Origin of the sequence: Stenotrophomonas sp. NPDC047960 (assembly GCF_043204395.1) — a bacterium.
Lineage (GTDB): Bacteria > Pseudomonadota > Gammaproteobacteria > Xanthomonadales > Xanthomonadaceae > Stenotrophomonas.
The window spans coordinates 116796-141235 of the sequence record NZ_JBIDBX010000008.1 but is presented as its reverse complement, the minus strand read 5'-3'; the positions used below and the strand labels follow the sequence as shown (position 1 = coordinate 141235).

General features: G+C 64.9%; 24 protein-coding genes and 1 pseudogene. 12 read left to right on the top strand and 13 right to left on the bottom strand.

Translation table 11 applies throughout. The features are described 5' to 3' along the window. Positions 1-729: a gluconate 2-dehydrogenase subunit 3 family protein gene (locus tag ACGFZ3_RS17190; RefSeq protein WP_392923892.1), complete on the bottom strand. Its 729-nt coding sequence runs from the start codon at positions 727-729 to the stop codon at positions 1-3. A gap of 181 nt (positions 730-910) precedes the next feature. Here ACGFZ3_RS17190 and ACGFZ3_RS17185 point away from each other — a divergent pair, with 181 nt between their 5' ends. Continuing rightward, complete coding sequence (locus ACGFZ3_RS17185) at positions 911-1864, top strand: LysR family transcriptional regulator (RefSeq protein ID WP_392923890.1); 954 nt, start codon at positions 911-913, stop codon at positions 1862-1864. 9 nt (positions 1865-1873) lie between these two features. On the opposite strand, the gene ACGFZ3_RS17180 is transcribed toward ACGFZ3_RS17185, so the two are convergent. After that, positions 1874-3004 (bottom strand): DUF3667 domain-containing protein, encoded by a 1131-nt coding sequence (locus ACGFZ3_RS17180; protein WP_392923887.1) that lies wholly within the window; start codon positions 3002-3004, stop codon positions 1874-1876. Positions 3005-3206: 202 nt separating this feature from the next. On the opposite strand from ACGFZ3_RS17180, the gene ACGFZ3_RS17175 reads away from it, so the two are divergent. The 3 genes from ACGFZ3_RS17175 (at position 3207) to ACGFZ3_RS17165 (ending at position 4649) form a co-directional block, all read left to right on the top strand. Next, positions 3207-4019, top strand: coding sequence for a transporter (locus ACGFZ3_RS17175; protein WP_392923884.1), 813 nt, complete (start codon positions 3207-3209; stop codon positions 4017-4019). Positions 4020-4050: 31 nt separating this feature from the next. Beyond that, on the top strand, positions 4051-4218 hold the full coding sequence (locus ACGFZ3_RS17170) for a hypothetical protein (protein WP_392923881.1): 168 nt from the start codon (positions 4051-4053) through the stop codon (positions 4216-4218). A gap of 98 nt (positions 4219-4316) precedes the next feature. Next, on the top strand, positions 4317-4649 hold the full coding sequence (locus ACGFZ3_RS17165) for a hypothetical protein (protein WP_392923879.1): 333 nt from the start codon (positions 4317-4319) through the stop codon (positions 4647-4649). Here ACGFZ3_RS17165 and ACGFZ3_RS17160 read toward each other — a convergent pair. Further along, on the bottom strand, positions 4564-5691 hold the full coding sequence (locus tag ACGFZ3_RS17160) for an alpha/beta hydrolase family protein (protein WP_392923876.1): 1128 nt from the start codon (positions 5689-5691) through the stop codon (positions 4564-4566). The two genes, ACGFZ3_RS17165 and ACGFZ3_RS17160, sit on opposite strands and share 86 nt — an antisense overlap. 5 nt (positions 5692-5696) lie before the next feature. Then, the gene (locus tag ACGFZ3_RS17155; protein ID WP_392923873.1) at positions 5697-7112 is read right to left on the bottom strand and encodes an FAD-containing oxidoreductase; all 1416 of its coding nucleotides are present in this window, start codon (positions 7110-7112) and stop codon (positions 5697-5699) included. A gap of 128 nt (positions 7113-7240) precedes the next feature. Here ACGFZ3_RS17155 and ACGFZ3_RS17150 point away from each other — a divergent pair, with 128 nt between their 5' ends. Further along, on the top strand, positions 7241-8203 hold the full coding sequence (locus ACGFZ3_RS17150) for an alpha/beta hydrolase (protein WP_392923870.1): 963 nt from the start codon (positions 7241-7243) through the stop codon (positions 8201-8203). A gap of 24 nt (positions 8204-8227) precedes the next feature. Here ACGFZ3_RS17150 and ACGFZ3_RS17145 read toward each other — a convergent pair whose 3' ends face one another. Continuing rightward, on the bottom strand, positions 8228-8629 hold the full coding sequence (locus tag ACGFZ3_RS17145) for a response regulator (protein ID WP_392923867.1): 402 nt from the start codon (positions 8627-8629) through the stop codon (positions 8228-8230). Between the two features lie 165 nt (positions 8630-8794). Here ACGFZ3_RS17145 and ACGFZ3_RS17140 point away from each other — a divergent pair, with 165 nt between their 5' ends. The 6 genes from ACGFZ3_RS17140 to ACGFZ3_RS17115 all read left to right on the top strand — a co-directional run bounded on the left by ACGFZ3_RS17140 (position 8795) and on the right by ACGFZ3_RS17115 (position 14800). Then, positions 8795-10450: an acetolactate synthase large subunit gene (locus tag ACGFZ3_RS17140; protein ID WP_392923864.1), complete on the top strand. Its 1656-nt coding sequence runs from the start codon at positions 8795-8797 to the stop codon at positions 10448-10450. A 36-nt stretch (positions 10451-10486) separates the two neighbouring features. Then, positions 10487-11869 (top strand): aldehyde dehydrogenase family protein, encoded by a 1383-nt coding sequence (locus ACGFZ3_RS17135; protein ID WP_392923862.1) that lies wholly within the window; start codon positions 10487-10489, stop codon positions 11867-11869. A 246-nt stretch (positions 11870-12115) separates the two neighbouring features. Further along, on the top strand, positions 12116-12610 hold the full coding sequence (locus ACGFZ3_RS17130) for a hypothetical protein (RefSeq protein WP_392923859.1): 495 nt from the start codon (positions 12116-12118) through the stop codon (positions 12608-12610). Between the two features lie 118 nt (positions 12611-12728). Continuing rightward, positions 12729-13019 (top strand): hypothetical protein, encoded by a 291-nt coding sequence (locus ACGFZ3_RS17125; protein ID WP_392923856.1) that lies wholly within the window; start codon positions 12729-12731, stop codon positions 13017-13019. A gap of 398 nt (positions 13020-13417) precedes the next feature. Beyond that, complete coding sequence (locus ACGFZ3_RS17120; protein WP_392923853.1) at positions 13418-13735, top strand: hypothetical protein; 318 nt, start codon at positions 13418-13420, stop codon at positions 13733-13735. A 603-nt stretch (positions 13736-14338) separates the two neighbouring features. After that, positions 14339-14800: a hypothetical protein gene (locus ACGFZ3_RS17115; protein WP_392923850.1), complete on the top strand. Its 462-nt coding sequence runs from the start codon at positions 14339-14341 to the stop codon at positions 14798-14800. Between the two features lie 42 nt (positions 14801-14842). On the opposite strand, the gene ACGFZ3_RS17110 is transcribed toward ACGFZ3_RS17115, so the two are convergent. The 3 genes from ACGFZ3_RS17110 to ACGFZ3_RS17100 form a co-directional block, all read right to left on the bottom strand. Next, positions 14843-15844, bottom strand: a complete 1002-nt coding sequence (locus tag ACGFZ3_RS17110; RefSeq protein WP_392923847.1) for an NADP-dependent oxidoreductase — start codon at positions 15842-15844, stop codon at positions 14843-14845. Positions 15845-15917: 73 nt separating this feature from the next. After that, positions 15918-16706, bottom strand: coding sequence for an SDR family NAD(P)-dependent oxidoreductase (locus ACGFZ3_RS17105; RefSeq protein ID WP_392924255.1), 789 nt, complete (start codon positions 16704-16706; stop codon positions 15918-15920). Between the two features lie 56 nt (positions 16707-16762). After that, positions 16763-17860, bottom strand: coding sequence for an alkene reductase (locus ACGFZ3_RS17100; RefSeq protein ID WP_392923844.1), 1098 nt, complete (start codon positions 17858-17860; stop codon positions 16763-16765). A gap of 176 nt (positions 17861-18036) precedes the next feature. On the opposite strand from ACGFZ3_RS17100, the gene ACGFZ3_RS17095 reads away from it, so the two are divergent. Then, positions 18037-18618, top strand: coding sequence for a TetR/AcrR family transcriptional regulator (locus tag ACGFZ3_RS17095; RefSeq protein WP_392923841.1), 582 nt, complete (start codon positions 18037-18039; stop codon positions 18616-18618). A 17-nt stretch (positions 18619-18635) separates the two neighbouring features. Here ACGFZ3_RS17095 and ACGFZ3_RS17090 read toward each other — a convergent pair whose 3' ends face one another. From ACGFZ3_RS17090 to ACGFZ3_RS17070, 5 genes and pseudogenes are all read right to left on the bottom strand, one after another. Further along, positions 18636-18785 carry a hypothetical protein gene (locus tag ACGFZ3_RS17090; RefSeq protein ID WP_392923839.1) on the bottom strand — a complete coding sequence of 50 codons (150 nt, stop codon included), beginning with the start codon at positions 18783-18785 and terminating at the stop codon, positions 18636-18638. A gap of 294 nt (positions 18786-19079) precedes the next feature. Then, positions 19080-19799 (bottom strand): annotated as a pseudogene (locus tag ACGFZ3_RS17085) (EAL domain-containing protein); the annotation flags it as partial. Between the two features lie 50 nt (positions 19800-19849). Next, the gene (locus ACGFZ3_RS17080) at positions 19850-20752 is read right to left on the bottom strand and encodes a hypothetical protein (protein WP_392923837.1); all 903 of its coding nucleotides are present in this window, start codon (positions 20750-20752) and stop codon (positions 19850-19852) included. Between the two features lie 153 nt (positions 20753-20905). Beyond that, a complete protein-coding gene (locus ACGFZ3_RS17075; RefSeq protein WP_392923834.1) occupies positions 20906-22441 on the bottom strand; it encodes an arylsulfatase in 1536 nt (511 codons plus the stop codon). Positions 22442-22574: 133 nt separating this feature from the next. Beyond that, positions 22575-24398 (bottom strand): glycoside hydrolase family 15 protein, encoded by a 1824-nt coding sequence (locus ACGFZ3_RS17070; RefSeq protein WP_392923831.1) that lies wholly within the window; start codon positions 24396-24398, stop codon positions 22575-22577. Between the last annotated feature and the right edge of the window lie 42 nt (positions 24399-24440).

Below are 24440 nucleotides of genomic sequence, written 5' to 3'. Positions count from 1 at the left end.
TCAGCCCCTCCGCCCGGCCAGGTCCACCGGCGGCAGGGGGTAGGCCTTGTTGCGGACGCCGATCCAGTCTATGTAGTCCGCGCGCATGCCCGGGTAGCCGATCATCTTCCAGGCCGCCATATCCTTGTTGGCGCCGTACTTGGGATCGGCGAAGTAGCCATTCTTTACTTCGCCGAGCAGGTTGGAGAAGAACAGCTTGCTGGAGATCGCCTCCAGTTCCAGCTTGCCGCCCTCGGCCGCCTTGAGCAGGGTTTCCTGCTGCTCATGGCTGAGCTGGGCGAAGGTCTTGCCATCGAACTGACTGCGGCAGTGCGCATCGAACGCATCGATGCCCACCTTCAGGATGTCACGCAGGGCCAGCTTGCCCTGGTAGCCGAACTCGCTGGGCGCTTCCAGGAAGGGGCCCTGCATGTACCAGATGGCGCCTGCCGCGTAGGGGGTCTGCATGTGCCGGTCCAGGAACTCGGGCACGCCCGATTCCACCGCGCCGGGGCCGGTCTCATCGGAGGGGATCAGGCGGTCGCAGGCAGCGGTGATGAACGCCCATTCGGCGGCGTTGAAGAATTCGGGGGTGTAGTCCTTGGCCGGCGTGGCGGCCTGGGTGCCAGGTTCGGCGGGGGTGCCGGGTGCGCAGCCGGGGAGGGCGGCGGCTACGGGGAGCAGGGTAAGCCCCTGGAAGAAGCGGCGACGGGTCAGCGTCGGCCGGTTCTGGTCGGCATCATCTTTCATTGTGCGGCTACCTGGTGGGTGGCTGTGGCTGAGCATGGCGCGGGTCCTGTCGCGGCAGCTTGCTCGCCGAATGCGGCCGGCCCTTCCGCGGCTGGCATGAATGCGACCATTGTGTGGATGTGCGACTGTTTCCGTAATGGCAATATGGGAAAGGAACTCTTGCCAGACTGGAAACACCGGCGTGATCGACGACCTCAACGAGCTGCGCACCTTCGACCGCATCGTGCACGGCGGCAGCCTTTCCGCCGCCGCCCGCGACCTGGGGATTTCGCTCGCCGTGGTCAGCAAGCGCCTCACCGCATTGGAGCGGCGCGTGCAGGTGCGGCTGTTGAACCGCAGCACACGGCGCGCCTCGCTTACCGACGAGGGCAGCCTGTTCCACCTGCACTGCCGCCGCGTGCTGGATGCGGTGGAAGCGGCCGAGGCGGCGCTGGAGCAGCGCCAGGACATGGTAGCCGGCGTGCTCAAGCTCACCGCGCCCAACGGATTCGGGCGCCGCCACGTGGTGCCGGCCGTGCGCAGCTTCCAGCAGGCGCATCCCGGGGTGCGCGTGCACCTGTCGCTGCGCGATGAGCTGGTGGATCTGGTCGGCGAAGGCGTGGAGCTGGCGCTGCGCTATGGCGCGTTGGACGATTCCCGCCTGGTGGCGCGCGAACTGGCGCCGAACCGTCGCATCCTGTGCGCCTCCCCTGAATATCTGCGCCGCCGCGGCACGCCGCTGAGCATCGACGACCTCCACGACCACGATCTGATCGCCTCAGGCAGCCCGCCGGTGTCGCACTGGGTGTTCGCGCAGCCGGGTGGCACCATCGCGTTCCCGCTGGACGCCAGCACGCTCTGCGACGATGGCGAGGCGGCGCACATGCTGGCGGTGCAGGGCGCCGGCATCGCCCGCAAGTCGATCTGGGACGTGGCCGATGACCTTGACGCCGGGCGCTTGAAGGAAGTACTGGCCAACTGCGCGCTGGCGACTTCGCCGCTGAGTGCCGTCTACTCACCCGGGAAACAGGTGGCACCGCGGGTACGGGCGTTCCTCGGCCACATGGTGCAGCAGCTGCAGCAGTCGGCGGGCTGGCGGCATGCGAACCGTACCGCACCTGGCATCGGGATGGATCAGCAGAGTCGGGCGGGATAGCCCACGGGCTCAGACCCGCGCCAGGCTCGCGATCGCAAGGATGACGGTCGCGGTGGTGACCACGGTGAAGTACAGCCATCCCAGCGCGACGAACTTGAGCGTGGTCACCAGCCAGGATTGTGCGTACACCCGCCGCTGCATCAACCAGAGATACAGCGGCATCCACAGCAGCAGCGCCGTGATCAGCAGGCCTATGACAACCCCCGCGCCAGGCACGGTGGCCATCTGCCCGCCCAGCATCGACAGCAGCAGGATGCCCAGCAGCGCCACGCACAGGAACGCATGGCTGTACAACGCCACCACCAGGTGCTCCAGGTACAGCCGGCCACTGCCCAGGTAGAACACCTTCAGCAGCACCGCAAACAACGGCACCAGCACGAACAGCGCCGAAGGCACGGAGCCGAAGAACGCGTTGACCAGCAGCTGCGGCCGTTCGCTGATACGGGGCAGGTTGCTGCGGATGATCTCGGTCTGGCCGGTCAGCCAGCGGTTGGCGAACCCGGGCAGGAAACTTATCTCTACCGGGTCTGACTTCTGTGTCGCCATGTCCTGCACGGTGAACGGCTTGGCAGCGGGGGGCTTGCGGGCCGACGCGACCGGCGGGTGCTCCTTCAGTTCGCGCTCGCGCTTGGCGGCTTGCCTGTCCACCTTGGCAATGGCACTGTCGATCGGCGCGCGAAGGGACTCGGGCATTGCGTCGCGCGATTGCTGCAACGGTGCCAGCAGCGCACGGCGCACCTGCTGCACCTCGTCGTGGGTGGTGGCATCACGGAACGCACCCGGCACTTCCGGCGGGCGGGGAGTCTGGCTTACCAGGGAACCCGCATCCACGTGCACCGCCAACCGCGCCACGAAGAAGGTCAGCACGCTGAGGATCACGAACAGCCGGATCGGCGGGATGTAGCGGGTGCGGTGGCCGGCCAGGTAGGCCGCCGCCAGCCGGCCAGGCAGAAGCAGCTGGTGCAGGGTGCGGAAGATGCGCCCATCCAGGTGCCAGAACGATTCGAACACCTCTTCCACCGCGTGGCCGAAACTGCGTACCGGGCTGTGTGCGGACTGGCCGCATTCATGGCAGAAATCGCCCTGCAGCGGGGTGCTGCAGTTCTCGCAGGCGGCGGGGTGGGCAAGGGCGGAGTGCATCAGTGCGCGGAGCCGGGCAGGGAAGGCGCCTACGATAGTGGGGGCCGGGTACGGGTGCCAGTGCCGGCGTGCATCAATCACTGGGCGCGGGTCGGTAGAAGTACGGAAGCAGATCGGGAGGCTATCGGACATCCTCGAACGAACCCTCGCGCACTGTTGGTGATGCACTATGGATCGGCGGTTGTTTACCGTGAATCTCCCGATGTCCGCCAAACCACAGGGGCGCGGTCCTCTGCGCTTGGCGTTGCTCATTGCCTCAGTCCTGCTGGTGCTCTCGCAGCCGGTGCAGGCGCAGGATGCCGACGCGCTGGCGAAGAAGCTTTCCAATCCCGTCGCGGCGCTGATCAGCGTCCCGTTTCAATACACCTATGATGACGGCTACGCCAACGGGGGCTACCGACACACGCTCAACATCCAGCCGGTTGCGCCGTTTTCCATTGCCGAAGAATGGAATGTGATCTCCCGGACCATCCTGCCGCTGGCGTACCAGAAGGACGTGGTTCCAGGCACCGATCAGGCCGGCATGGGCGACATCACCCAGAGCTTTTTCTTCTCGCCGAAGGAGACCGGGTCCTCTGGCATCCTCTGGGGAATCGGGCCTGCCCTGCTGCTGCCTACCGGAACCGACGACCTGGGCGCCGACACCTGGGGTGCCGGGCCCACCTTCGTGGTGCTCAAGCAGGACAAGAGCTGGACCGTGGGCGCGCTGGTGAACCACATCTCGGACATTGCCGGCACCGGATCGGGCCGGCGCGACATCAGCAACACCTTTGTCCAGCCGTTTCTGGCCAAGGCGCTCCCCGGCGGCCGAACCCTGGCGTTCAACATCGAGTCCACCTATGACTGGAAGGCCAGCCAATGGACCGCCCCGCTCAACATCCAGTACTCCAGGGTGAGCAAGCTGGGTAGTCAGATGATCAGCTATCAAGGCGGCGTGCGCGCCTATCTGGATGGCCCGCGTGGCGGGCCGGACTGGGGGGTTCGGTTCACGGTCACGTTGCTCTACCCGAAGTAGAGTCGGCTCACCACCTTACGGAACGCCGACCATGCCACTGACCGACAAGCAACTAGCCATTCTGCGGGCCATCGAGGCGACCGATCCCGTGTCAGCGGACGATGCCACCTGGGCCGTCACCGAAGGTCTGGCGGTACAGGCCGAAGACAGCGATATCGACCTGACGTCTGCCGGCAAGGTCGCGTTGGGCGAGGCGTAGTACGGGTGCGCCTTTCGCGCGCACTGCATGCCGGCTGCACGCGCGCTCCACACCGCGCTGCCTACAGTGGTTGCCATTCCCCCGACGGCGCCGATAGCGTGAACCTGCAGACCTCCATGCCCCTTCCGCTTCCGCGCCGCCCGCTGCCGGACAGCTGCCAGTTCGAACTGCTGGATGTGAACGCGCTGCAGGACCCGTGCAGCGGGCGGATCGTGCACCTGTACTCGATGGTGGCGCGCTGCCTGTCCTGCGAGGCGGTGTTCAAGGCGCAGGAAGGCGATGGGTTCGTCAGCACCTCGGCCGCACGCGTGCTGCGCTGCCCCTCGGGCTGCGGCCAGCAGTCGCTCAGGGGTGCCGCGCTTCGCCAGTGGGGCGCGCAGGCAACGACCGGCTCTGGATCGACACGGCTTCAACAATCTGTTCCGGCGTAAACGCGCAATGCCCTTCGCCGGTGGGCGGTAGCGTACTCGGCGGGGGCGTCGCGCCTGCCTTGGCGGCAAGCGCCGGGTAGATCGGCTCGAAGCGGGGCGTCACGGAAGGGTCGTTGAGGTTGTACTGCAGCAGCAGCGGCCGACGCAGCGCGCCGGTGAGGGCCAGGTCGCGATCCAGCGTCGCCTTTGCTTCGGGATCCGCGGCAATGCGCCGTACGCCGGCGTTGAATGCCTTGTCGTCGCCGAAGCCGGCATACACCGTGTCCTCGTTGCTGACCGGAATGCCGCCGCTGATCTTGACCAGCTGCTGGAACACAAGGGCATGCAGGCTGATGGTGCCCGCCAGCTCATCCCCCTTCAGCTCCAGGCGCTTTGCCAGCACGTCGGCTGCCTCCGGGCGGGACCGCACGGCAGCGGCGATGGCATCCACCATCTCCCCCTGCGGTAACGTCGCAGCGGCAGGTGAGCTCAGCCCGCCTTCCGGCAGCCCTTTCGCGCCGGGGAAGAAATACTCGAACGCCACCAGCGAGGTGAGCACTTCGGCGGCCAGCACATCGCCGGGCAGGTTGGCGCCACACATCGAGATGCCACCGGTGTAGTGCTCCGGCATCCGCTCCAACGTTCCGATCGCCACTGCGCCCCCCATCGAGAAGCCCAGGATCCAGCTGCGTTTCGTGTCTGGATGGTGGGCCACGAACTGCGCGCGCAGCCGCTCCAGATCATCGATGGCCCCGCGCACGGCCCAGCCCTGGTCGGCGTACCCACTCTGCGCCACCGCATAACCGGCCTTGACCAGCGCCTCGCTCCACGCGTTGCCTGGCCACGGGTCCGGACGCGGCGTGCCGACGGGCTCGAAGCCATGGGCGTACATCACCAGTTCGCCGTTCCAGTGGGCCGGCACGTCGATGCGCCAGGGCGCGCCCTGCAGCGTGCCTGTTTCGCTGTGGCTTTCCGTGGTCACCGGGGCCTTGGCCCAGCCCGGAGGAAGCAGAAGGGCGGTACACAGCCCCAGGCACAGCGAGACGGTCGCAGCAGTACGCATCCAGATCATCCTCGGTCAGGTGCCGGCGCAAGATCGACCAGCAGCGTGGGAATCAATTCGGAAACCGTGGGGTGGATCGGCACCGCCCAGCGCAGTTCATCCAGCGGCCGGTCGGCACTGATCATGTCGAGGATGCCGTGGATGGCCTCATCGCCGCCAGTGCCCAGGATCGCCGCGCCGAGAATCTTCCGGGTCTCAGCATCGGCCACAACCTTCATGAACCCCTTGGTCTCGCCTTTCTCCACCGCACGGCCGACACGGGTCATGGGCCGCTTGGAGAAGAGCAGAGGCCGGCCGGACTTCACCGCCTCTGCCTCGGACATCCCGGCCCGACCCAGCGGCGGGTCGATGAACAGCGCATACCCCGGCACCCGGCTGCTGACCCGGCGGTCCTCCCCATCCAGCAGGTTGGCGGCGACGATCTCGAAGTCGTTGTAGGCGGTATGGGTGAAGGCACCACGGCCATTGCAGTCACCCAGTGCCCATACGCCGGGAACCGAGGTCTGCAGGTGGTCATCCACCTTGATGTAACCGCGCTCGTCCCGGTCGATCCCTGCGCTGTCCAGCCCGAGGTCGTCCGTGTTGGGGCGGCGGCCAATGGCGATCAGGACGTGGCTTCCGGCCACCTCTGCGGGGCCGGTGGCGGTCTCGAAGGCCACCTCGATCCCGTCGTCGATCTTCCTGAAGGCAATCTTGTCGGCGCCGGTACGGACCTCGATGCCCTCATCTTCCAAGATGCCCCGCACCGCCTCGGAGACATCCGGGTCCTCGCGTGTGATCAGCCGGTCGGCCCGCTCGATGACGGTCACCTGCGCGCCGAACCGCCGGTACATCTGTGCGAACTCCAGCCCGATATAACTGCCGCCCACCACCAGCAGATGGGCGGGCAGGGCATCCAGCGCCACGATGCTGCTGTTGGTCAGGTAGGGAACGTCGTGCAGGCCCGGCATGTCCGGCACCGCTGCGCGGCCGCCCACGTTGACGAAGATGCGGGGGGCAGCAAGGCGCTCTCCGTTGACCGTGATGCTGCCCGGTCCATCGAAGCGGGCGTGGCCACGAATCAGTTCGACGTTGGGCATGCCTGCCAGCCAGTCCTCATTGCCTTTGCGCGAATCCATGATCACCTTGCGTGCGCGGGCCTCCACCACCTTCATGTCCACGCTCACCGTGCCCGTGGAAATCCCGTATTCGGCACCCCGGCGGGCCATCTGCGCGGCATAGGCGCTGGCCACCAGGGTCTTGGTCGGCTTGCAGCCAGTATTGACGCAGGTACCGCCCACCAGATGACGCTCGATGATGGCCACGCGCATGCCCGCCGCGTCCAGCCGGCCGGCCAGTGACGGCCCGGCCTGGCCCGTGCCGATGATGATGGCGTCGAAGGCGCGGGCGGCGGGACCCTGCGCGGTAGAGGGATTCGACATGGGAAGACCCTTGTTGTGTGTACCAATGGCCATTCAATACACTCGTTGACGTGAGCGCCACGCACATCCGGCCCGGAGGCGCGGTGCCACTAGTATGATTTCTGCTCGATGGCCATGGAGAGGTAGCGTTGAACAAACTGGGTACAGGTGTGCTGTTTGCACTGATTCTCACCGGGTGTACCAAGACGCCTGAGTCCCCCGATTCCGAGTCCCTCGTCGATACGTCGTTGGCGGCCCCGCAGGTCCCGGCCAAGGCCTCGGCACTGGGCGGCCAACGCGGCGAAGGCGCGCCCTATGAAGTCGTTGGCAGCGAAGTCTGGAACGTTCCCGACCCGGTTTCCGGGCGGACGTACCAGGTGTTCGTTGCGCTGCCGGCGTCCTACGCGGACAGTCCCGAGCGCAGATACCCGGTGCTCTATGTCACCGACGCCGACTACGCATTTCCGTTGGCGCGGCAGATCGGCCGGCGCCTGAATGTGGAAGGCCCCAAGCTGGAAGAGTTCATCCTGGTGGGCCTGTCCTATTCGGTGGGTGACGATGGCATGACCAGCCGCCGGCGCGACTACACCCCGACACCCAACGGCCCCAGCAGCGCACCCAAAGACGCTCTGCACGGCGGCGCTGCACCCTACATCACCTATATGCGCGACCAAGTGCTGCCGTTCGTCGCCGGCCGCTACCGCACGGACGAAAGCCGGCGCCTCTTGCTGGGCCATTCCTACGGCGCGTTGCTGGGCAGCCAGATCCTCTTCACCGATCCGGACATGTTTGCGGGCTACATCGTGGGTAGTCCATCGTTCTGGTACGACCGCAATGTCATGTCGCGGTTCGAGAAGGACTATGCAGCCGCGCACAAGGATCTCAAGGCATCGGTGTACATGTATGTCGGAGAGCGTGAAGCCCCGGCCTTCGGCAACGACGCGGACATGGTGGCCGATGCGAAGAACATGCAGGCCGCGCTGCGCGCGCACAACTACCCGTCACTGCGCCTGCAGCTGGACGTGCTCAACGACGAGGACCACCTGAGCGTGGCCCCGCGCGGATTGACACATGGGCTCAAGTACCTGCTTGGCAAGCAGCCGGGCGGCTGACCGCCGTAAGAACCGCCGGAGCGGTCAGTACACGGCGACCGGGTAGGGCACTCCGGTGGCCCGACAGGACTCGACGGCGTTGATCAACGCCGTAATGGGAAATGGCTTGGAGAAGAACGGCGCCCAGCGATGCTCGTCGGGCAGGGTGCAGGCGCTGCCCGATGCGAACACATAGGGCACGCGGTCAGATCGCAGGCGGTCCGCCACCGGCAGGGTGGTGCCGTCTGTGACCGACAGATCGAGAATGGCTGCCTCGATCCGCCGCTCACTGGACAGGCAGGCAAGCGCGTCAGCGTTGGACCCCGCCAGCACCACGTCATACCCGGACATGTTCAGCACGTCCTGAAGCAGGCCAGCCAGTTCGGCGTCGTCTTCGACGACCAGCAGGGAGCCATGGACGGCGGGGTAATCGCTTGCGTGCGGCATGGGAAGGTGTGTTCCGGCAGAAGTACGCGCAACGCTACGGCGGAGCGCGTGACGGCACCGCGCCGAATTGCGTGAGGGCAGTGTCAATGCCGGCCCTGATGGACATCAGGGATTCGGGCATGCAGGGGTATAGTCGAACCCAATCTCATCGCAAGGATCAACGCCATGCCCAAGGGCTCGGATCTATTGGTTGCAGCGCTGGAGAACGAAGGCGTAGATCGCATCTTCGGCGTCCCAGGCGAGGAAAACCTCGACTTCCTGGAATCGCTTCGCAACTCCAGCATCGAGCTGGTCCTCACCCGCCACGAGCAGGCGGCCGCCTTCATGGCCGCCACCCACGGCCGCCTTACCGGCAGGCCGGGTGTCTGCCTGGCTACCCTCGGCCCCGGCGCGCTGAACTTCTCCACGGGCGCGGCCTACGCCCACCTGGGCGCCTGGCCGATGATCCTGATCACCGGCCAGAAGGCGGTGATGAGCGCCAAGCAGGCCCGGTTCCAGATCGTGGACATCGTGGCCTCGATGAAGCCGCTCACGAAAATGACCCGCCAGATCGTCAGCGGCGCGGCCATTCCGGCCACCGTGCGGGATGCCTTCCGCGTGGCCATGGAAGAGCGGCCCGGCCCGGTGCATCTGGAACTGCCGGAGGATATCGCCGGCGAAGAAGTGGAAGACGTGCCGGTCATCCCGGTCCACCCGCTGGAGCGCCCCATCGCCCACGCCGCCGCGCTCGACCGCGCAGCGGAAGCGATCCTGGCCGCCAAGCGGCCGCTGGTGATGATTGGCGCGGCGTGCAGCCGCCCGTGGCTGACCGAATCGCTCTCCACGTTCGTTTCCCGCACCCGCCTGCCGTTCTTCAATACCCAGATGGGCAAGGGCGCCGTCACCGGCGGGTCGAATCTGTACATGGGCACCGCCGCGCTTTCCGAAGGCGACTATGTGCACGAGGCCGTGGCGCGCGCCGACCTGATCATCGCCATCGGCCATGACACCGTTGAGAAGCCGCCGTTCCTGATGAAGGGCAAGGGCGGGCCCAAGGTCATCCATGTTGGCTTCCAGTCAGCCACGGTCGAACAGGTCTACCACCCGGATATCGAGGTGATTGGAGACATCGGCGCCACCGTGGATGGCCTCGCCGAGCGGCTGGAAGGCAAGGTGTCCGAAGACCAGGGCATGGTCGACCTGCGCCAGAAGATTCTGTCGCGCCTCAACGACCGGGCCGATGAGGACCGCTTTCCGGTCACCCCGCAGCGGCTGGTGCACGACGTGCGCGAGGCCATGCCCGAAGACGGCATCGTCTGTCTCGACAACGGCATGTACAAGATCTGGTTCGCCCGCAACTACCGCACCCACGTGGCCAACACGCTGCTGCTGGACAACGCCCTGGCCACCATGGGCGCGGGCCTGCCGTCGGCGATGATGGCTTCGATGCTGTACCCCAACCGGCGCGTGCTGGCCGTGTGCGGCGATGGCGGCTTCATGATGAACTCGCAGGAGATGGAAACCGCCGTGCGGCTGGGCCTGAACCTGGTGGTGATCATCCTCAACGACAGCGCCTACGGCATGATCCGCTGGAAGCAGGCCGTGGATGGCTTTGAAGATTTCGGCATGCGCTTTGGCAACCCGGATTTCGTGCGCTACGCCGAAGCCTACGGCGCCAAGGGCACACGGGTAACCTCGGTAGAAGAACTGGTGCCCACGATCGAAGCTGCCTTTGCCGGCGGCGGCGTGCACCTGCTGGACGTGCCGATCGACTACTCCGAAAACACCCGCGTACTGGTCGACGAGCTGCGCAACCGCACCCCCGATGTGGGCTGTGCGTAAGCGCCACCGTTGACCTCTTAATACAAGGAACCCCACATGTTGACCGTAGTACAAGCCTTCGACCGCGCCCCGATCCAGGACGTTCCGTTCGATGACGCCGACGCGCTGGAGCGCAAGCTCGGCAATGCCGAACGCGTGTTCAAGGACCGCGACGGCTGGCTCAAGCCGCACCAGCGCATTGCCATCCTGCGCAGGCTGGCCGCCCTGATGGAAGCCAAGCGCGACCACCTGGCCCTGCAGATCGCGCGCGAGGGCGGCAAGCCGCTGCCCGATGCCATTGTCGAAACCAACCGCGCCATTGACGGCGTGCACAACGCCGCCGACGAGCTGCGCAATTTCGCCGGCCGCGAGATCCCGATGGGCCTGTCGGCCGCGGCAGAGAACCGCTGGGCGTTCACGACCAAGGAGCCGCTCGGCATCGTGGCCGCCATCTCGGCGTTCAACCACCCGTTGAACCTCATCGTCCATCAGGTTGCCCCCGCCATCGCGGTGGGGTGCCCGGTCATCATCAAGCCGGCCTCCACCACGCCGCTGTCGTGCCTGGAGTTCGTGGCAATGGTCCACGAGGCGGGCCTGCCGGAGCCGTGGTGCCAGAGCTTCATTCCGGAAGGCAATGAGTTGGCCGAAGCGCTGGCCACCGACAAGCGCGTGGCCTTCCTCAGCTTCATCGGGTCGGCGCGTGTGGGCTGGTCGCTGCATGCCAAGCTCGCCCATGGCGCGCGTTCCGCGCTGGAACACGGCGGCGTGGCACCGGCCATCGTGGACCGCAGTGCGGACCTGGCCAGGATCATCGAACCCATCGTCAAGGGCGGGTACTACCACGCTGGCCAGGTGTGCGTGTCCACCCAGCGCATCTTCGTGCACAACGACATTGCCGAAGACTTCACCGAAGCGCTCATCGCACGCGTGGAGAAGCTGCGCACCGGCGATCCCACCCTGAAGGACACCGAAGTAGGCCCGCTGATCCAGCCGCGCGAAGCCGACCGGGTGGCCGAATGGATCGACGAGGCAGTGAAGGGCGGGGCCAAGCTCGCTACCGGCGGCAAGCGCCTTTCCGAAACCACGTTGCAGCCCACCGTGCTGCTCAATCCAGCCGCTGATGCACGGGTGACCACGCAGGAGATCTTCGGGCCGGTGGTGGCGGTGTATCGCTACAGCGAGCTGGACGAGGCCATTGCCAAGGCCAACTCGCTGCCCACCGCATTCCAGGCCAGCATCTTCGCCCAGGACATCGACGTGGCCATGCGCGCCGCCAACCGCCTGGATGCCTCGGCCGTGATGATCAACGACCCCACCGCGTTCCGTACCGACTGGATGCCGTTCGCCGGCCGCCGGGAATCGGGCTACGGCACCGGCGGCATTCCGTACACCATGCGGGACATGTCGCAGGAAAAGATGATCCTGATGCGCAGGAGCTGAGCCAAAGCCCGGAAACGGTATGTTTTCTGGGTAGGGCACAGTAGTTGTACGGGCGCGCAGGGGTAGGGCAGCTGATGCAATAGCACTGCATCCGCCGCCCGTCCTGTTCTGGAGAGTCACATGCGCTTCCTGGCACTTTCGTCTTCCCTCACGCTCATCGTTGCAGCGCTCGCCACCAGCGGGTGCTAAAGCACACCTCAGCCCGCTGAGCCTTCAGCGCCTGCGCCCCGGTCGTTGCCGGGCCCCATGACAGCGGCTTCTGCTGCGGTGACGTTGCAGGGCCAGATCACCGCCATCGACACCCGCACCCGCGCGGTGACGGTCACCGGTGCCGACGGAGGCAGCCTGGACTTCATTGCTGGCGCCGACGTGCGCAACTTCAACCAGCTGAAGGTGGGCGACAAGGTCACCCTGGACTACCAGGCCGCCGTCGCCCTGGACCTGCAGCCGGCAGGCAGTGCGCCGGTCGGCGTGACCAAATCGCAGGCGGGTACCGTGCCGATCCGCGGCGCCACGCCGGGTGGGGCGCGTTCGAACACCATCGAGATCGTCACCGAAGTGGCGGCCGTGGACCCGGTGGCCAACACCATTGCGCTGCGAGGGCCGCGTGGCAACACCCAGATCATCGCGGTGGAGCGCGAAGACCTGCGGGCCAAGCTGCCCAACGTAAAGCGGGGTGACCTGCTGAAAATCTCCTATACCGAAGCCGTGGCGCTGGGCATTCGCCGCGACAGCCCCTGAAACAACGGCGTGGGAGGCACGGGGCAGGTGGGTGTACGCCTGCCCCGGTGGGGCACTTGACGGGCCAGTGGGTAGCCTTGACGATCGGCGCATTCAGCCTGCCGTCCAAGGATTGACCATGTCTGGCTTCCTCGGTGACCTGTTGGAAGGCATTGTCGATTTCGTGACCGACATCTGGGTACTGCGTCGGCAGCGTGCCGCGAACGGCCGGCCGGCGAATTCGTGGGGTGAGGATGCGGCGGATACAGCTGTGTTCAATGCCTGGGTGATCGGCCTTTCGATCCTGGCCCTCGCTGCCGGCATGATCATGCTCTTCGTGCTCAAGCTGCCGCTTTGGATGAGTCTGGCGCCGGTAGTCGCGGGCGGGGTGTACGTGGGCTACCGTTGGATTGCGCTGACCCGCGCTTGATCGCGCACCGTGCGTCGGATGCGTCATGCGTTCGGTATTCCCGCTTTGCACGCCTGTGACGCGTTGAACGCCGCAGACGTGATCTGGTGCCGACGAAGACACGCCGCACCGCACGAAATTGCACGCAAACCGCCCATTCCACGACACATATAGATGGCGCCGATCAAACGCGGCCGATCAAAAGATCAAAACAACTTCCGCTATGCTCACGTTCGCGACATGGTTGAACCTCGGAGCGTAAGAACTCCCACAGTACGAAGCAACTTGGACGTAACATGTCGGGAGGGTGACGAAATACAACACCTTCGCGGGAATACGTCGCGCCGGACTGTGCGGTTCTTAACCTCCCGACTCCCTCGCCATCCCGGCGAGGGACGCTCCCTAACGGAGGTTCCACCATGTCCAGCCATTCCACCGACGCATCTTCCAGCGCAATCGCCAGTCAAAAGCTCTGGTGGCGTAAGCCCAAAAGCGTCATGACCAACGCGCTCCACCACGACGGCCTGGTGACCTTTCCCGGCTGCCCGCCCATTCCTTGCCTCAAGCTGCGCGGGCTGTGGATTCACGCTGTCGGCATCGAACCTGGCACCCGGTTGTATGTTGAAACAAGGCCGGGCGTCATCATCCTCTCGGTTGATCAAGCTGGCGTAACCGACATGCCTTCGGTGGCGTATCGCAAAGCTGTGCGCACTCCGGTGATGCTTGATAAGCAATGAGCACGTCCAGCATCGTTCACAGCTGAGACTGGCCGCACAGAACAGCGATCTCGCGATCCGCAGAACTCGATGCGAACGTACACTCTTCGTCAAGAAGAACCTCGGCTCACACGCCGAAGCAGGGCGAACAATGACAAAGACATCAAGCGGTCCGACCCCTAAAACACCAGCCGAGCGCGCACCAACCCACAAGGCAAAGAAGGCTGCGCGCGGAGCGGCTGCGGCACCCGGCACGGCAAGTGCCAAAGCCGGCTCGGAAGCGCCGGCGTCCAGGCGAAAGAGCTCGGCGCCGAAATCCTCTCTTGCACTGGCCGGGCCAGTGAGAGGACACACCAGCACGTTCCCGCTAAGAAAATTCCGCGTCTATGGATGCAGTCTGACCAAAGCCCAGCGCATCAGTGCTGTCTTCTCAGTAATGAAAAAGAAATAGCCTGAACTATGATTACGTCAGGGATTGACGCGAACTGCGCGAACCACGTCTTCATCAACTGTCCGTTCACAGATGACTTCCGGCCCCTGTTCCAATGCGCGATCTTCACTGTTCTTCTGTGTGGGTTCTTGCCACGATCGGCGCTGGAGGCTGGGGATGGCTCTGAAGTTCGAATGGACAAGATCACGCGCCTGATCAAAGAGTCGCAGTACAGTATTCATGACCTATCCGCTGTCCAGCTTGATTCCTTCAACGATCTGCCGCGCTTCAACATGCCATTTGAATTGGGAATGGTCATGGGCTCGAAGCGCTTCGGCGGAAAGCGGTTTGCAGGTCGCTCGGCGTTGATCATGGAACATACGCGATACGCTTCACGGAAGTGCCTGTCCGATATAGCCGGGCAGGATCTGTCGGCCCACAACGGCGCGCCTCGTCGCATCTCTCGCATCATCCGCACGTGGCTGGCCCAGGAATCAAGACGAAACGACATCCCGGGTGACCAAAGAGTGTTCGGTGCTTACGAAAAGTTCGCGGCAGAGCTACCGTCCATCTGCTCGTCCCGAGGCTTGGAGTACGAAGGACTGAGCTATCCCGACTTCCTCGGCTTGGCGCAAGTGTGGATCAATGCGCATTGATGAGTTCCGGATCAGGTCCTTGCCGCCCCGTAACACTGGATGCTACGCCATCTCCACCACCACCTTGCCCTTGGTCCGCCCGCTCTCCACATGTGCCAGCGCACCCCGGGTATCCTGGAAAGGGAAGACCCGGTCGATGACCGGGCGGATGGCGCCGGACTCCACCAGCGAGGTGATCTCGCTCAGCTGACGCCCGTCGGCGCGCATGAACAGGAACGTGTACGCCACGCCCCGCTGCCTGGCTTTGCTGCGGATGCCACGGCTGAGCAGGCGCAGTATCTGCTTCAGCGGCCAGGCAAGCCCGCGCGCCACGGCAAACGCGGGAGTGGGCGGTCCGGAGATGGAGATGAGATGTCCGCCCGGCTTGAGGATCTGCAGCGAGCGGGTCAGTTCATCCTTGCCCAGGCTGTTGAGCACCACATCGTAGTCGCGCAGTTCAGTGGCGAAATCCTGCTGTTTGTAATCGATGACGACATCGGCGCCCAATGCCTTCACCCACTCGACGTTGGCCGTACTGGTGGTGGTGGCAACGAAGGCGCCCAGATGTTTGGCCAGCTGGATCGCCACGGTACCGACGCCGCCGGAGCCGGCCTGGACGAATACCTTCTGACCGGGCTTGATCTGGGCGGTTTCGACCAACGCCTGCCATGCGGTCAGCGCGACCAGCGGCAGTGAGGCCGCCTCCACCATGGTGAGATTGCTGGGCTTGAGCGCAACCGAGGCGGCGTTGACCGCGATGAACTCGGCAAACGTCCCGATGCGATCATCATCGGGACGCGCATACACTTCATCGCCTGGTTTGAAGTGGTGCACCCCTGCACCCACACTGACCACCGTGCCGGCCATATCGTTGCCAAGGATCAGCGGCAGGCGATAGGGCAGGATCAGCTTGAACTCCCCGGTGCGGATCTTGGTGTCCAGCGCATTGACGCTGGCCGCATGCACGCGGATGAGGACATCATCATCCCGCAGCGAGGGCTCTGGGGCGTCGCCGATGCGGCCGGTCTCCTTCTTGCCATAGCGGTCGATGAGGAAGGCTTTCATGCGCGGTGTGCTTCTGGATGAGGGGTGGCGTCGGGCTGCGGGGCAGGGAGGGTGGCGTCGTTCGGTCAGGGCTTCACTCGGCGGGGCGATAGCGTTCCGCCGCCTGCGCCTGCCGGATGTCCGAGAGCAGGCCCTGGCGGGAGGCATCCAGCGTGTCCCAGCGTTCGGCAGCATGCAACGGCGGAATGGTGACGTTTTCGCGGCGATCGAAGCCGACCAGGGCGGCATCGACCAGCTCGCCGACATCCATCACTTCCGGCAACGTGTTGATGTCGATGCCGGCACGCTCCCAGATCTCGGTGCGCGTGGCGGCAGGCAACACGGCCTGCACGTAGACGCCCTTCGGCGCCAGCTCCAGGCTCAGTCCCTGCGACAGGAACAGCACGAAGGCTTTGGACGCACCGTACACGGACATGCCGAACTCCGGCGCCAGCCCAACCACCGAACCAATATTGATGATCGCGCCTTCGCCGGCGTTGGCCAGGCGCGGTGCGACGGCCGCGGCGAGGCGGGTCAGGGCCAAGGTGTTCAGTGTGATCAGCTGTTCGATGCGGTCGGCCGACTGCTCGGTGAAGCCGCCGGATTGAGCGACGCCTGCATTGTTGATCAGGATGCCGATGCGGGCATCGTCGCGCAGGCGGGTTTCAACATTAGCCAGGTCGCTGCGCTGGGTGAGATCGGCCGGAAGCACGTCGATGGCAACGCCGGTGTCGTGGCGCAGGCGCTCGGCCAGTGCGTCCAGCCGCCCCTTGTCGCGCGCGACCAGTACCAGATCGTGGCCGCGGCGAGCAAAACGTTCGGCATAAACGGTGCCGATGCCGCTGGAGGCGCCGGTGATGAGGACAGTAGGCAGGCTCATGATGTGTCTCTTGAAATGTGATGGGCGAACGGGGACGCAGCGCGGCGCTGGCCGCAGGGTTACTGCGGAAGCGTTTCGGTCAGGGCGGGGTAGTCGGTGTAGCCTTCCGCGCCACCGCCATACAGCGTGGCCGCGTTCAAGGCGTTCAAGGGCGCGCCGGTCTTCAAGCGTTCGACCAGATCCGGATTGCTGATGAAGGCACGGCCAAACGCGAACAGGTCGGCCTTGCCAGCGGCGAGATGCGCGTCGGCCAGTTCCAGGTCATAGCCGTTGTTGGCCAGGTAGGTGCCGCTGAAACGGCGGCGCAGGCCGTCGAAATCGAACGGGGCGACGTCGCGCGGGCCGCCCGTCGCGCCTTCGATCACATGCAGGTAGACGATGCCCAGCGCGCTGAGCTGATCGACGATGTAATCGTACTGCGGCTGCGGGTCGCTGAGGGTTGCGATGGCGTTGGCCGGAGAGACCGGCGAGATGCGCACGCCGGTGCGATCGGCGCCGATCTCAGCAGCCACCGATGCAGCCACCTCCAGCAGCAGGCGCGCACGGTTTTCGATCGAACCGCCGTAGGCGTCGGCGCGCTGGTTGGCGCCGTCCTTGATGAACTGTTCGAGCAGGTAGCCGTTTGCACCGTGGATTTCGACACCGTCGAACCCGGCGGCAATCGCATTGGCGGCAGCCTGGCGGAAATCGTGGACGATGGCGGGTAGCTCGTCGATCTCCAAGGCGCGCGGATCGGACACATCAACGAAGCCGTTGTGGACGAAGGTCTTGGTCTGCGCGCGGATCGCCGATGCGGACACGGGCGCGGCGTTGCCCGGCTGCAGGTCCACATGCGAGATGCGGCCCACGTGCCACAGCTGCACGAAGATGCGTCCGGCGCGTGCGTGCACGGCTTCGGTGACCGTGCGCCAGCCATCAATCTGATCCTGCGTGTAAAGCCCTGGGGTGTCCTGGTAGCCCTGGGCCTGCGCCGAGATCTGGGTCGCCTCGGTGATGATCAGGCCGGCAGAGGCGCGCTGTGCGTAGTAGGTGGCGGCCAGCGGGCTGGGCACCAGACCGGCACCGGCGCGGTTGCGCGTCAGTGGCGCCATCACGATACGGTTGGACAAGGTAAGCGGGCCAAGGGGATAAGGCTGGAAGAGCGGCGAAGTCGTCATGGGGGGGGGCAGGGTCGTGATCGTTGTGGGGTGACAAAGGCGGGCCAGCAGTGTCGCCGGCTGCAGGGTTTAATGATGATGACCGTAATCTTAGATGTCAATGGATTGATGATGACAATAATCTATCCGTGATAAACTCCGGATCCAGCAAGGCAGAGCATCAAGAGACAACCCGTATGAAGGTCACCAAGGCGCAGGCCCAGGCCAACCGGGCGCACATCGTCGACACCGCATCCACCCTGTTCAGGGAACGGGGCTACGACGGTATAGGCGTGGCAGACCTGATGGCGGCCGCGGGCTTTACCCATGGCGGCTTCTACAAGCACTTCGGGTCCAAGGGCGACCTGATGGCTGAGGCGGCGAGCTGCGGCTTTGCGAAATCGGCCCTTGCCGCCGCCGACATGGATGCGGCGAGCTTCATGAGCTACTACCTGTCCCGCCAGCACCGTGACACGCCAGGCCAGGGCTGCACCATGTCAGCTCTCGCTACGGACGCGGCGCGGCAATCGGATCAGGTCAAGGCAGCTTTTGCAGCCGGTATCGAGGCGCAGCTGGCCGTATCTCGATATCCAGAAGGCCAAGGAGACAGCCTCACACCCGGGCAGTTGCGTGCGCGGCGTATCGCCTTGATGGCCCAAGCGGTCGGTGCGCTGGTGTTGTCCAGGGCCTGCCCGGACGACTCACCGCTGGCGGACGAGATCCTGGATGTGTGCCGGGCAGACGTGCTGGCGCGGCTGTCGGGTGTACCCAACGGCTGACGCGTGCCGCTGTCTGCCTATCTCCCCAGCGCAATCGACCAGGTCAGAAATGCGGCCCAGGCCGGGAGGAAAAACAGCGTCCATCCCGCAAGCTGACGGAACCCGCGGCGGCCGAACACAGCGACCAGGAGCGCGAATGCCGGGCCCAGCACGCCGATCTCGATCAACAGGTTCCGCCAGAGATAGTAGTTGTCGAACGCCAGCGATCCAGCACTCGGAAGGACGCCGGTCGGAATGCTGACTCCGCCATCGAGAGGCCAGAACAGCGGAACAGGGCCCGCCCGCGTGGGCGGCTGATGGTGGCCGTGTGTGGTGGAGGTGAAGCCTCAGCCGAAGCGGGCAGGGGATCACGGCGCTCCATGGGCAGGACCAGTTGTAGCAGCACCGGCACCTGAATCAGTCTCGCGGCATGTAAGCTCTACGGCCCGGAAGATATCTGCATCCTGCACGATGCGCTCGAACTGGGGATGGCCAAACCAGAAGCCCTGCATCAGGCTGATCCCAAGATCGGAAAGGCAGTGCGCCTCATCGCTGGTTTCTATCCCTTCGGCAATGACATCGATACCCAGCTGCCCGCACATGGCCACCACGCCCGCCACGATCGCCCGCCGCGAGGGGCTCTGGTCGATTCCCCGAACCAAGGCCATGTCCAGCTTGACGATGTCGGGCTGGAAATCGGCGAGCAGGTTCAGGCCGGCAAAACCCGCGCCGAAATCATCGATGGCCGTCTTGAATCCAATACGCTTGTACTCGTTAAGGATCTCAGCCAGCCACTTTCCGTCGCTGATCCGCTCCCCCTCCACGGTTTCGAAGATGATGCGCTCCACCGGAAATTTATGCCGAGCCGCCGCCTGGAGTGTGGAGCGTATGCAGACCTCGGGCCGGTAGATCGCATTTGGCAGGAAGTTGATCGAAAGCGCGGACTGCATCTGCAGCTGCGACGCGATCCGGATGGCCTTCTCACGGCAGGCCTGGTCGAACGAGTATCGATTCTCCGGCGTGATACGTGGCAATACTGAACCTGCGGGCTCGCCGGCCGGACCGCGTACCAGCGCTTCGTGGGCGAATACCTTGCGGGCACGCACATCTACGATAGGCTGGAACGCGTAACTGAATTCGAACGGCAAGGGATCTGCGTTGCGGCAAAGTCCACAGCCGGCGCGCAGATCGGTGGGTGTCATGCGGTTGATTCCGTGTCCGTGTTGGGGCCACGAGCGTAAGGCAATGCCCATCAGGGCAATGTGGACGCCTCGCCTGGCGTGTCGGCCACGTGAACGCAGGCCTCGGCGCCATTGCCCATGCCGCAGGCCAGCTGCAGCGCCTCACGCGCCGCAGGCAACCGCCCGGCGGTGCGCAGTGCAGACGCCACCGCAGTGCAGAAGGCGGCGCTGGGCTGCTCGCGGCACAACAGGGCCACTTCGTCCAGCTGCTCATCGGGCAGGGTGGGTTCGCTGGGCATCTCCTTGGCCAGCTCGAATGCCCTGCCGACCCCCTGTATGCGCTCCGCATTGTCAGCCTGGCGGCAGGCCTCGGCATCGAACGCAGCATCGTCTTGCTGGCACACGTTCGGGCTGCTGGACGGAATGCTGTCGTCGGCCATGACCGTTGCGATTGCCCACTCGCTGCGTGCCATGAAATTGTAGTTCTCGATCAGACGCGTGCAGGCGGCCGGGATGCCCTCTCGGCACCATTGCCGGTAGCTGTCCACGCCGGCCCAGGACATTTGGCGCATGCAGCTGGCCACATCGGCACGGCAACTGTCCGGCGCGAACGTCGGCTCTGCCTGGCAGGCGGCCTCGCTGTCGAGCGTGTAGTGGTCCGTGTCGTCCTCGAGGTGGCGGCCATCGACGCTGATCGACAGGGTCGCCATGCTGCGATCAGCCAGGTTGGCTGTGAGCAACTGGTCGCCGTCGCGTTGGAGGTGATACGGCTCGGCGGCTTCGCCGGGCAGTTGGCGTTGCCCTTGCGCCGCGCTTTCCACCCGCAGTACCGCGCCACTATCCGCGTTCTTGTAGGTGCCACAGCGCAGCGACTGTGCGGCGGCGGGAAGGGACAGTGCAGCCGATGCAGCCAGCACGGCGAACAGGGCAATGCGCCTGCGGCGCAGGCGGTGTGAGGCAACAGCAGGGGGCACGGCATCATCCTTGAACGGAAATCAGAGCGCGTCGCGGGTTCGTGTCGGCACCGCACTCGCGTACGGCGCCGCAGTTACCCTTATCGGCTGCCGGCAGGATAGGGCGTCCGCGCAAAGATGCCAAGGATCAGTGAGATTCCGTGATCGGCGCCATCAGCCAGGCACTGTAGCCTCAGCCATCTTGGTGATCGCATCGTCAATGGTGAACGTGTTTGGCTTCTGGATCGGCGGGAATTCCTTGAACGTCTCCGCAAACGCGGCCGCAGCGTCCTGCGCGAGGAAGAAGAAGTAGCCGGTATGCATGTACCAGTCCCAGTAGCTGTTGGACGTGATGTCGGCGAACTCGAACGGGTCCGTGCGGAGGTTGAACAGCTTGGGCACGCGCAGCCGCGTGAACGGCTCTGCCCAAACTTCAAGCGTGCCCTTTGAGCGCTGTTCAAGGAACACGAACTTCCAGTTGTCGTAGCGCAGCGCCAGGATGTCCCCGTCATCGCTGATGTAGAAGAACAGCTTGCGCGGACCGTCAGGGTCCTTGCCGGTGATGTGCTCCAGAAGACTGCTGCCGTCGATGTGATTGCGATAGGTGCGGCCGATTGCCTGATAGCCCGCCTTGAGCTTGTCCACGATGTCAGGAGCCCCGGCCATCGCCAGGAAGGTCGGCAGCCAGTCATGGTGCTGGACGATGGCATTGGATACCGAACCGGGCTCGACCTGGCCGGGCCATCGCACCAAGAGCGGAATCCGAAAAGCGCCCTCCCAGTTGGTGTTCTTCTCGCTGCGGAACGGTGTGGTGCCGCCGTCGGGCCAGGTGTTGCGGTGCGGTCCATTGTCGGTTGAATACATCACCAGGGTGTCTTCGGCCAGACCGAGTTCATCGAGGTAATCGAGCACTTCACCCACCAGCTTGTCGTGGTCAACCATCGTGTCGTGGTAGTCCGACTGCCAGCGGCCTGCCTGGTCTTTGCTCTCCGGCTTGGGGTGGGTGATGAAGTGCATGTGGGTGGTGTTCAACCATACGAAGAAGGGCGTGTCGCTCTCATCCGCGCGCCGCATGAAATCCTTTGCCGCCTCGGCAAAATGGTCATCGATGGTTTCCATGCGCTTGCGGGTCAGCGGCCCGGTATCCTCGATCTTCTGGCGCCCCACGCGGCCCCACCGTGGCTCCTCGGTGGCGTCATCCTCAGCGGTCGCCCAGCTGTGGATCACCCCGCGCGGCAGGAAGCGGTCGCGGAAGCGTTTGTCCGTGGGGTAGTTATGGTCCTCGGGGTCTTCCTCGGCGTTGAGGTGGTAAAGATTGCCGAAGAACTCATCGAACCCATGGTTGGTGGGCAGCATGTGGTTGAGGTCGCCCAGGTGGTTCTTGCCGAACTGGCCGGTGGCGTAGCCCTGCTCCTTCAGCAGGGCGGCAATGGTGACGGCCTTGTCGGTCATGCCCACCGGTGCCCCGGGCATGCCAACCTTGGAAAGCCCCGTCCTCAGCACGCTCTGGCCGGTGATGAAGGAGGAGCGCCCCGCCGTGCAGCTCTGCTCGCCGTAGCTGTCGGTGAACAGCATGCCTTCGCGTGCGAGCCGATCAATGTTTGGGGTCTGGTATCCCATCAATCCCCGCGAGTAGCAGCTGAGGTTGGTGATCCCGATGTCGTCACCCCAGATGACGAGGATGTTGGGCTTCTTGGCGGTACTTGACATGGCTGTTCCGGGGCAGGGACTGGTGGCCAGAATGTTCGGGCGGGCCAAGTGTCGACAACCGTGTTTCTACTGGCCTGGGCTCAGTAAGTCTTCGCCCCGCCAGGTCTGAGCGGGTGGACCCAGAACGATCTCGCTAATCGCCATCGAGGGCGTAGGCCGCATGCACCAACGCCAGGTGACTCAAGCCCTGTGGTGTGTTGCCCAGCCCCTGCTCAGCCTGCGGGTCCCACATCTCCGACATCAGGCCCACGTCGTTCTGTACCCGAGCCAACAACGATTCGAACAACCGCGTAGCTTCGTCCGCTTCGCCCAGCAGGCCGTAGGCTTCCACCATCCAGAACGCGCAGCTGATGAACGTGCCCTCGCTCCCTTGCATGCCGCTGTAGCGCCAAAGCAGGTCACCGCTCTGGTCCGACAGCTCGCGACGGATCGCCTCGCGGGTGGAGACAAATCGCGCCCGGCGCACCTCGGCAAGCCCGAAGCGCGACGCCAACATCAGGCTGGCGTCCAGCCGGTCATTGCCGGCGTGCATTACGTAGCTTTGCCGGCCTTCGTCCCAGCAATGCTCGTCGATCCACTCCAGGACGCGTTCCTTCTCGCGCTTCCAGCGTGGAAGCCGGGCAGTGGTGATGTGTCCCTTCTCGGCCAGCTCGCAGGCGCGTCGCAGCGCCATCCAGCACTCCACTTTCGACATGGTGTAGTGCTGCGGGTCTTCCAGCTCCCAGAAGCCGTGGTCCTTCCGCATCCAACTGTCGGCGCACTCGTCGGCCAGCTCGAACAGCAGGCGCGCAGTGGCCGGGTCCAGAACGTGGCCGGCGGCGACCATCCGGCTTGCCATTTCCAGTACGTCGCCATAGGCACAGGTCTGCAACTGGTCAGTAGCGGTGTTGCCGATACGCACCGGTTGGCTGTTCCGATACCCGGGCACATCAATGTAGCGTTCCTCTTCGACGCGATCGCCTCGCAGCGTATAGCAGGGCGAGAGACCCGGTCGATGTCGGCCAATGGTGGTCATCAGCCAGCTGAAGCCGGCCTTGGCGTCGGGCAGGGCGCCCGCGCGAAGGAAGGTCTTGATCACGTAGGCCGCGTCGCGCACCCAGGCATAGCGATAGTCCCAGTTCTTGTCCCCGCCCATGCGTTCGGGCAGCGAGGCGCTTACCGCAGCAGCAATGGCGCCGGTGGGAGCAAACCACAGGAACTTCAACGCCAGTGCTGATCGGATCACCTCTGCATGGCGGCTTGCATGGCAGTGCAGATCGTCCACCCACTCACGCCATTCCCGGTCAGAACGGTCAATACGGGTGTCGATGTCGGCCAAAGGTGGGACGGGGAGTACTTCGTCCTGGGAGACCAGCAGTGCAATGACTTCCCGGCGCCCCGCAGCAAGCCTGAGACTGCCACGTACTTCACGGTCGTCGCAGTTATCGATCTCCACCCTCTCAGAATGGCGCAGCATTGTCATTACGGGGCCGGCATGATGCACGCGTCCATTGGGGGTGTCGCTCATCCAAGGCGTGCAGGTACCGGCACGGGTGCCAGGCTGGTAAAGCAGATCGAAGGTAACTTCCCCCTCGATGCCTTCCACCCGGCGAGCGAGCTCCGACCAAGGCAGCCGACCGGCGGGGCCGCTGTTTAGCGACTCGGTCACGCGAGCCAGGCCGGTCGCGGTGCGGACGACAGTCTCCAATACGTTACTGTTATCACGGTAGCGCCGCTGGACCTGCTGAGTGTCCCGGGCCTGCAGGACAAAGCGACCGCCGGCAGGGGCATCCAGCAGACGGTCGAGCAATGGGGGAGCGTCCATGCAGGGGGCGCACCACCAATCAATGCTGCCATCCGGCGCGATGAGCGCGCTTGAGCGCCCATCGCCGAGCGCGGCATACGCGTGGATGGGCGCATACCCGTCCGGGTCTCGCTCCACGCGCACCTTGTCGATATCTCCAGCCCCAGCGGTCACGGCAGCAGCATGCCGCTGGTGGCGCTCAGTACCCCCTCATCA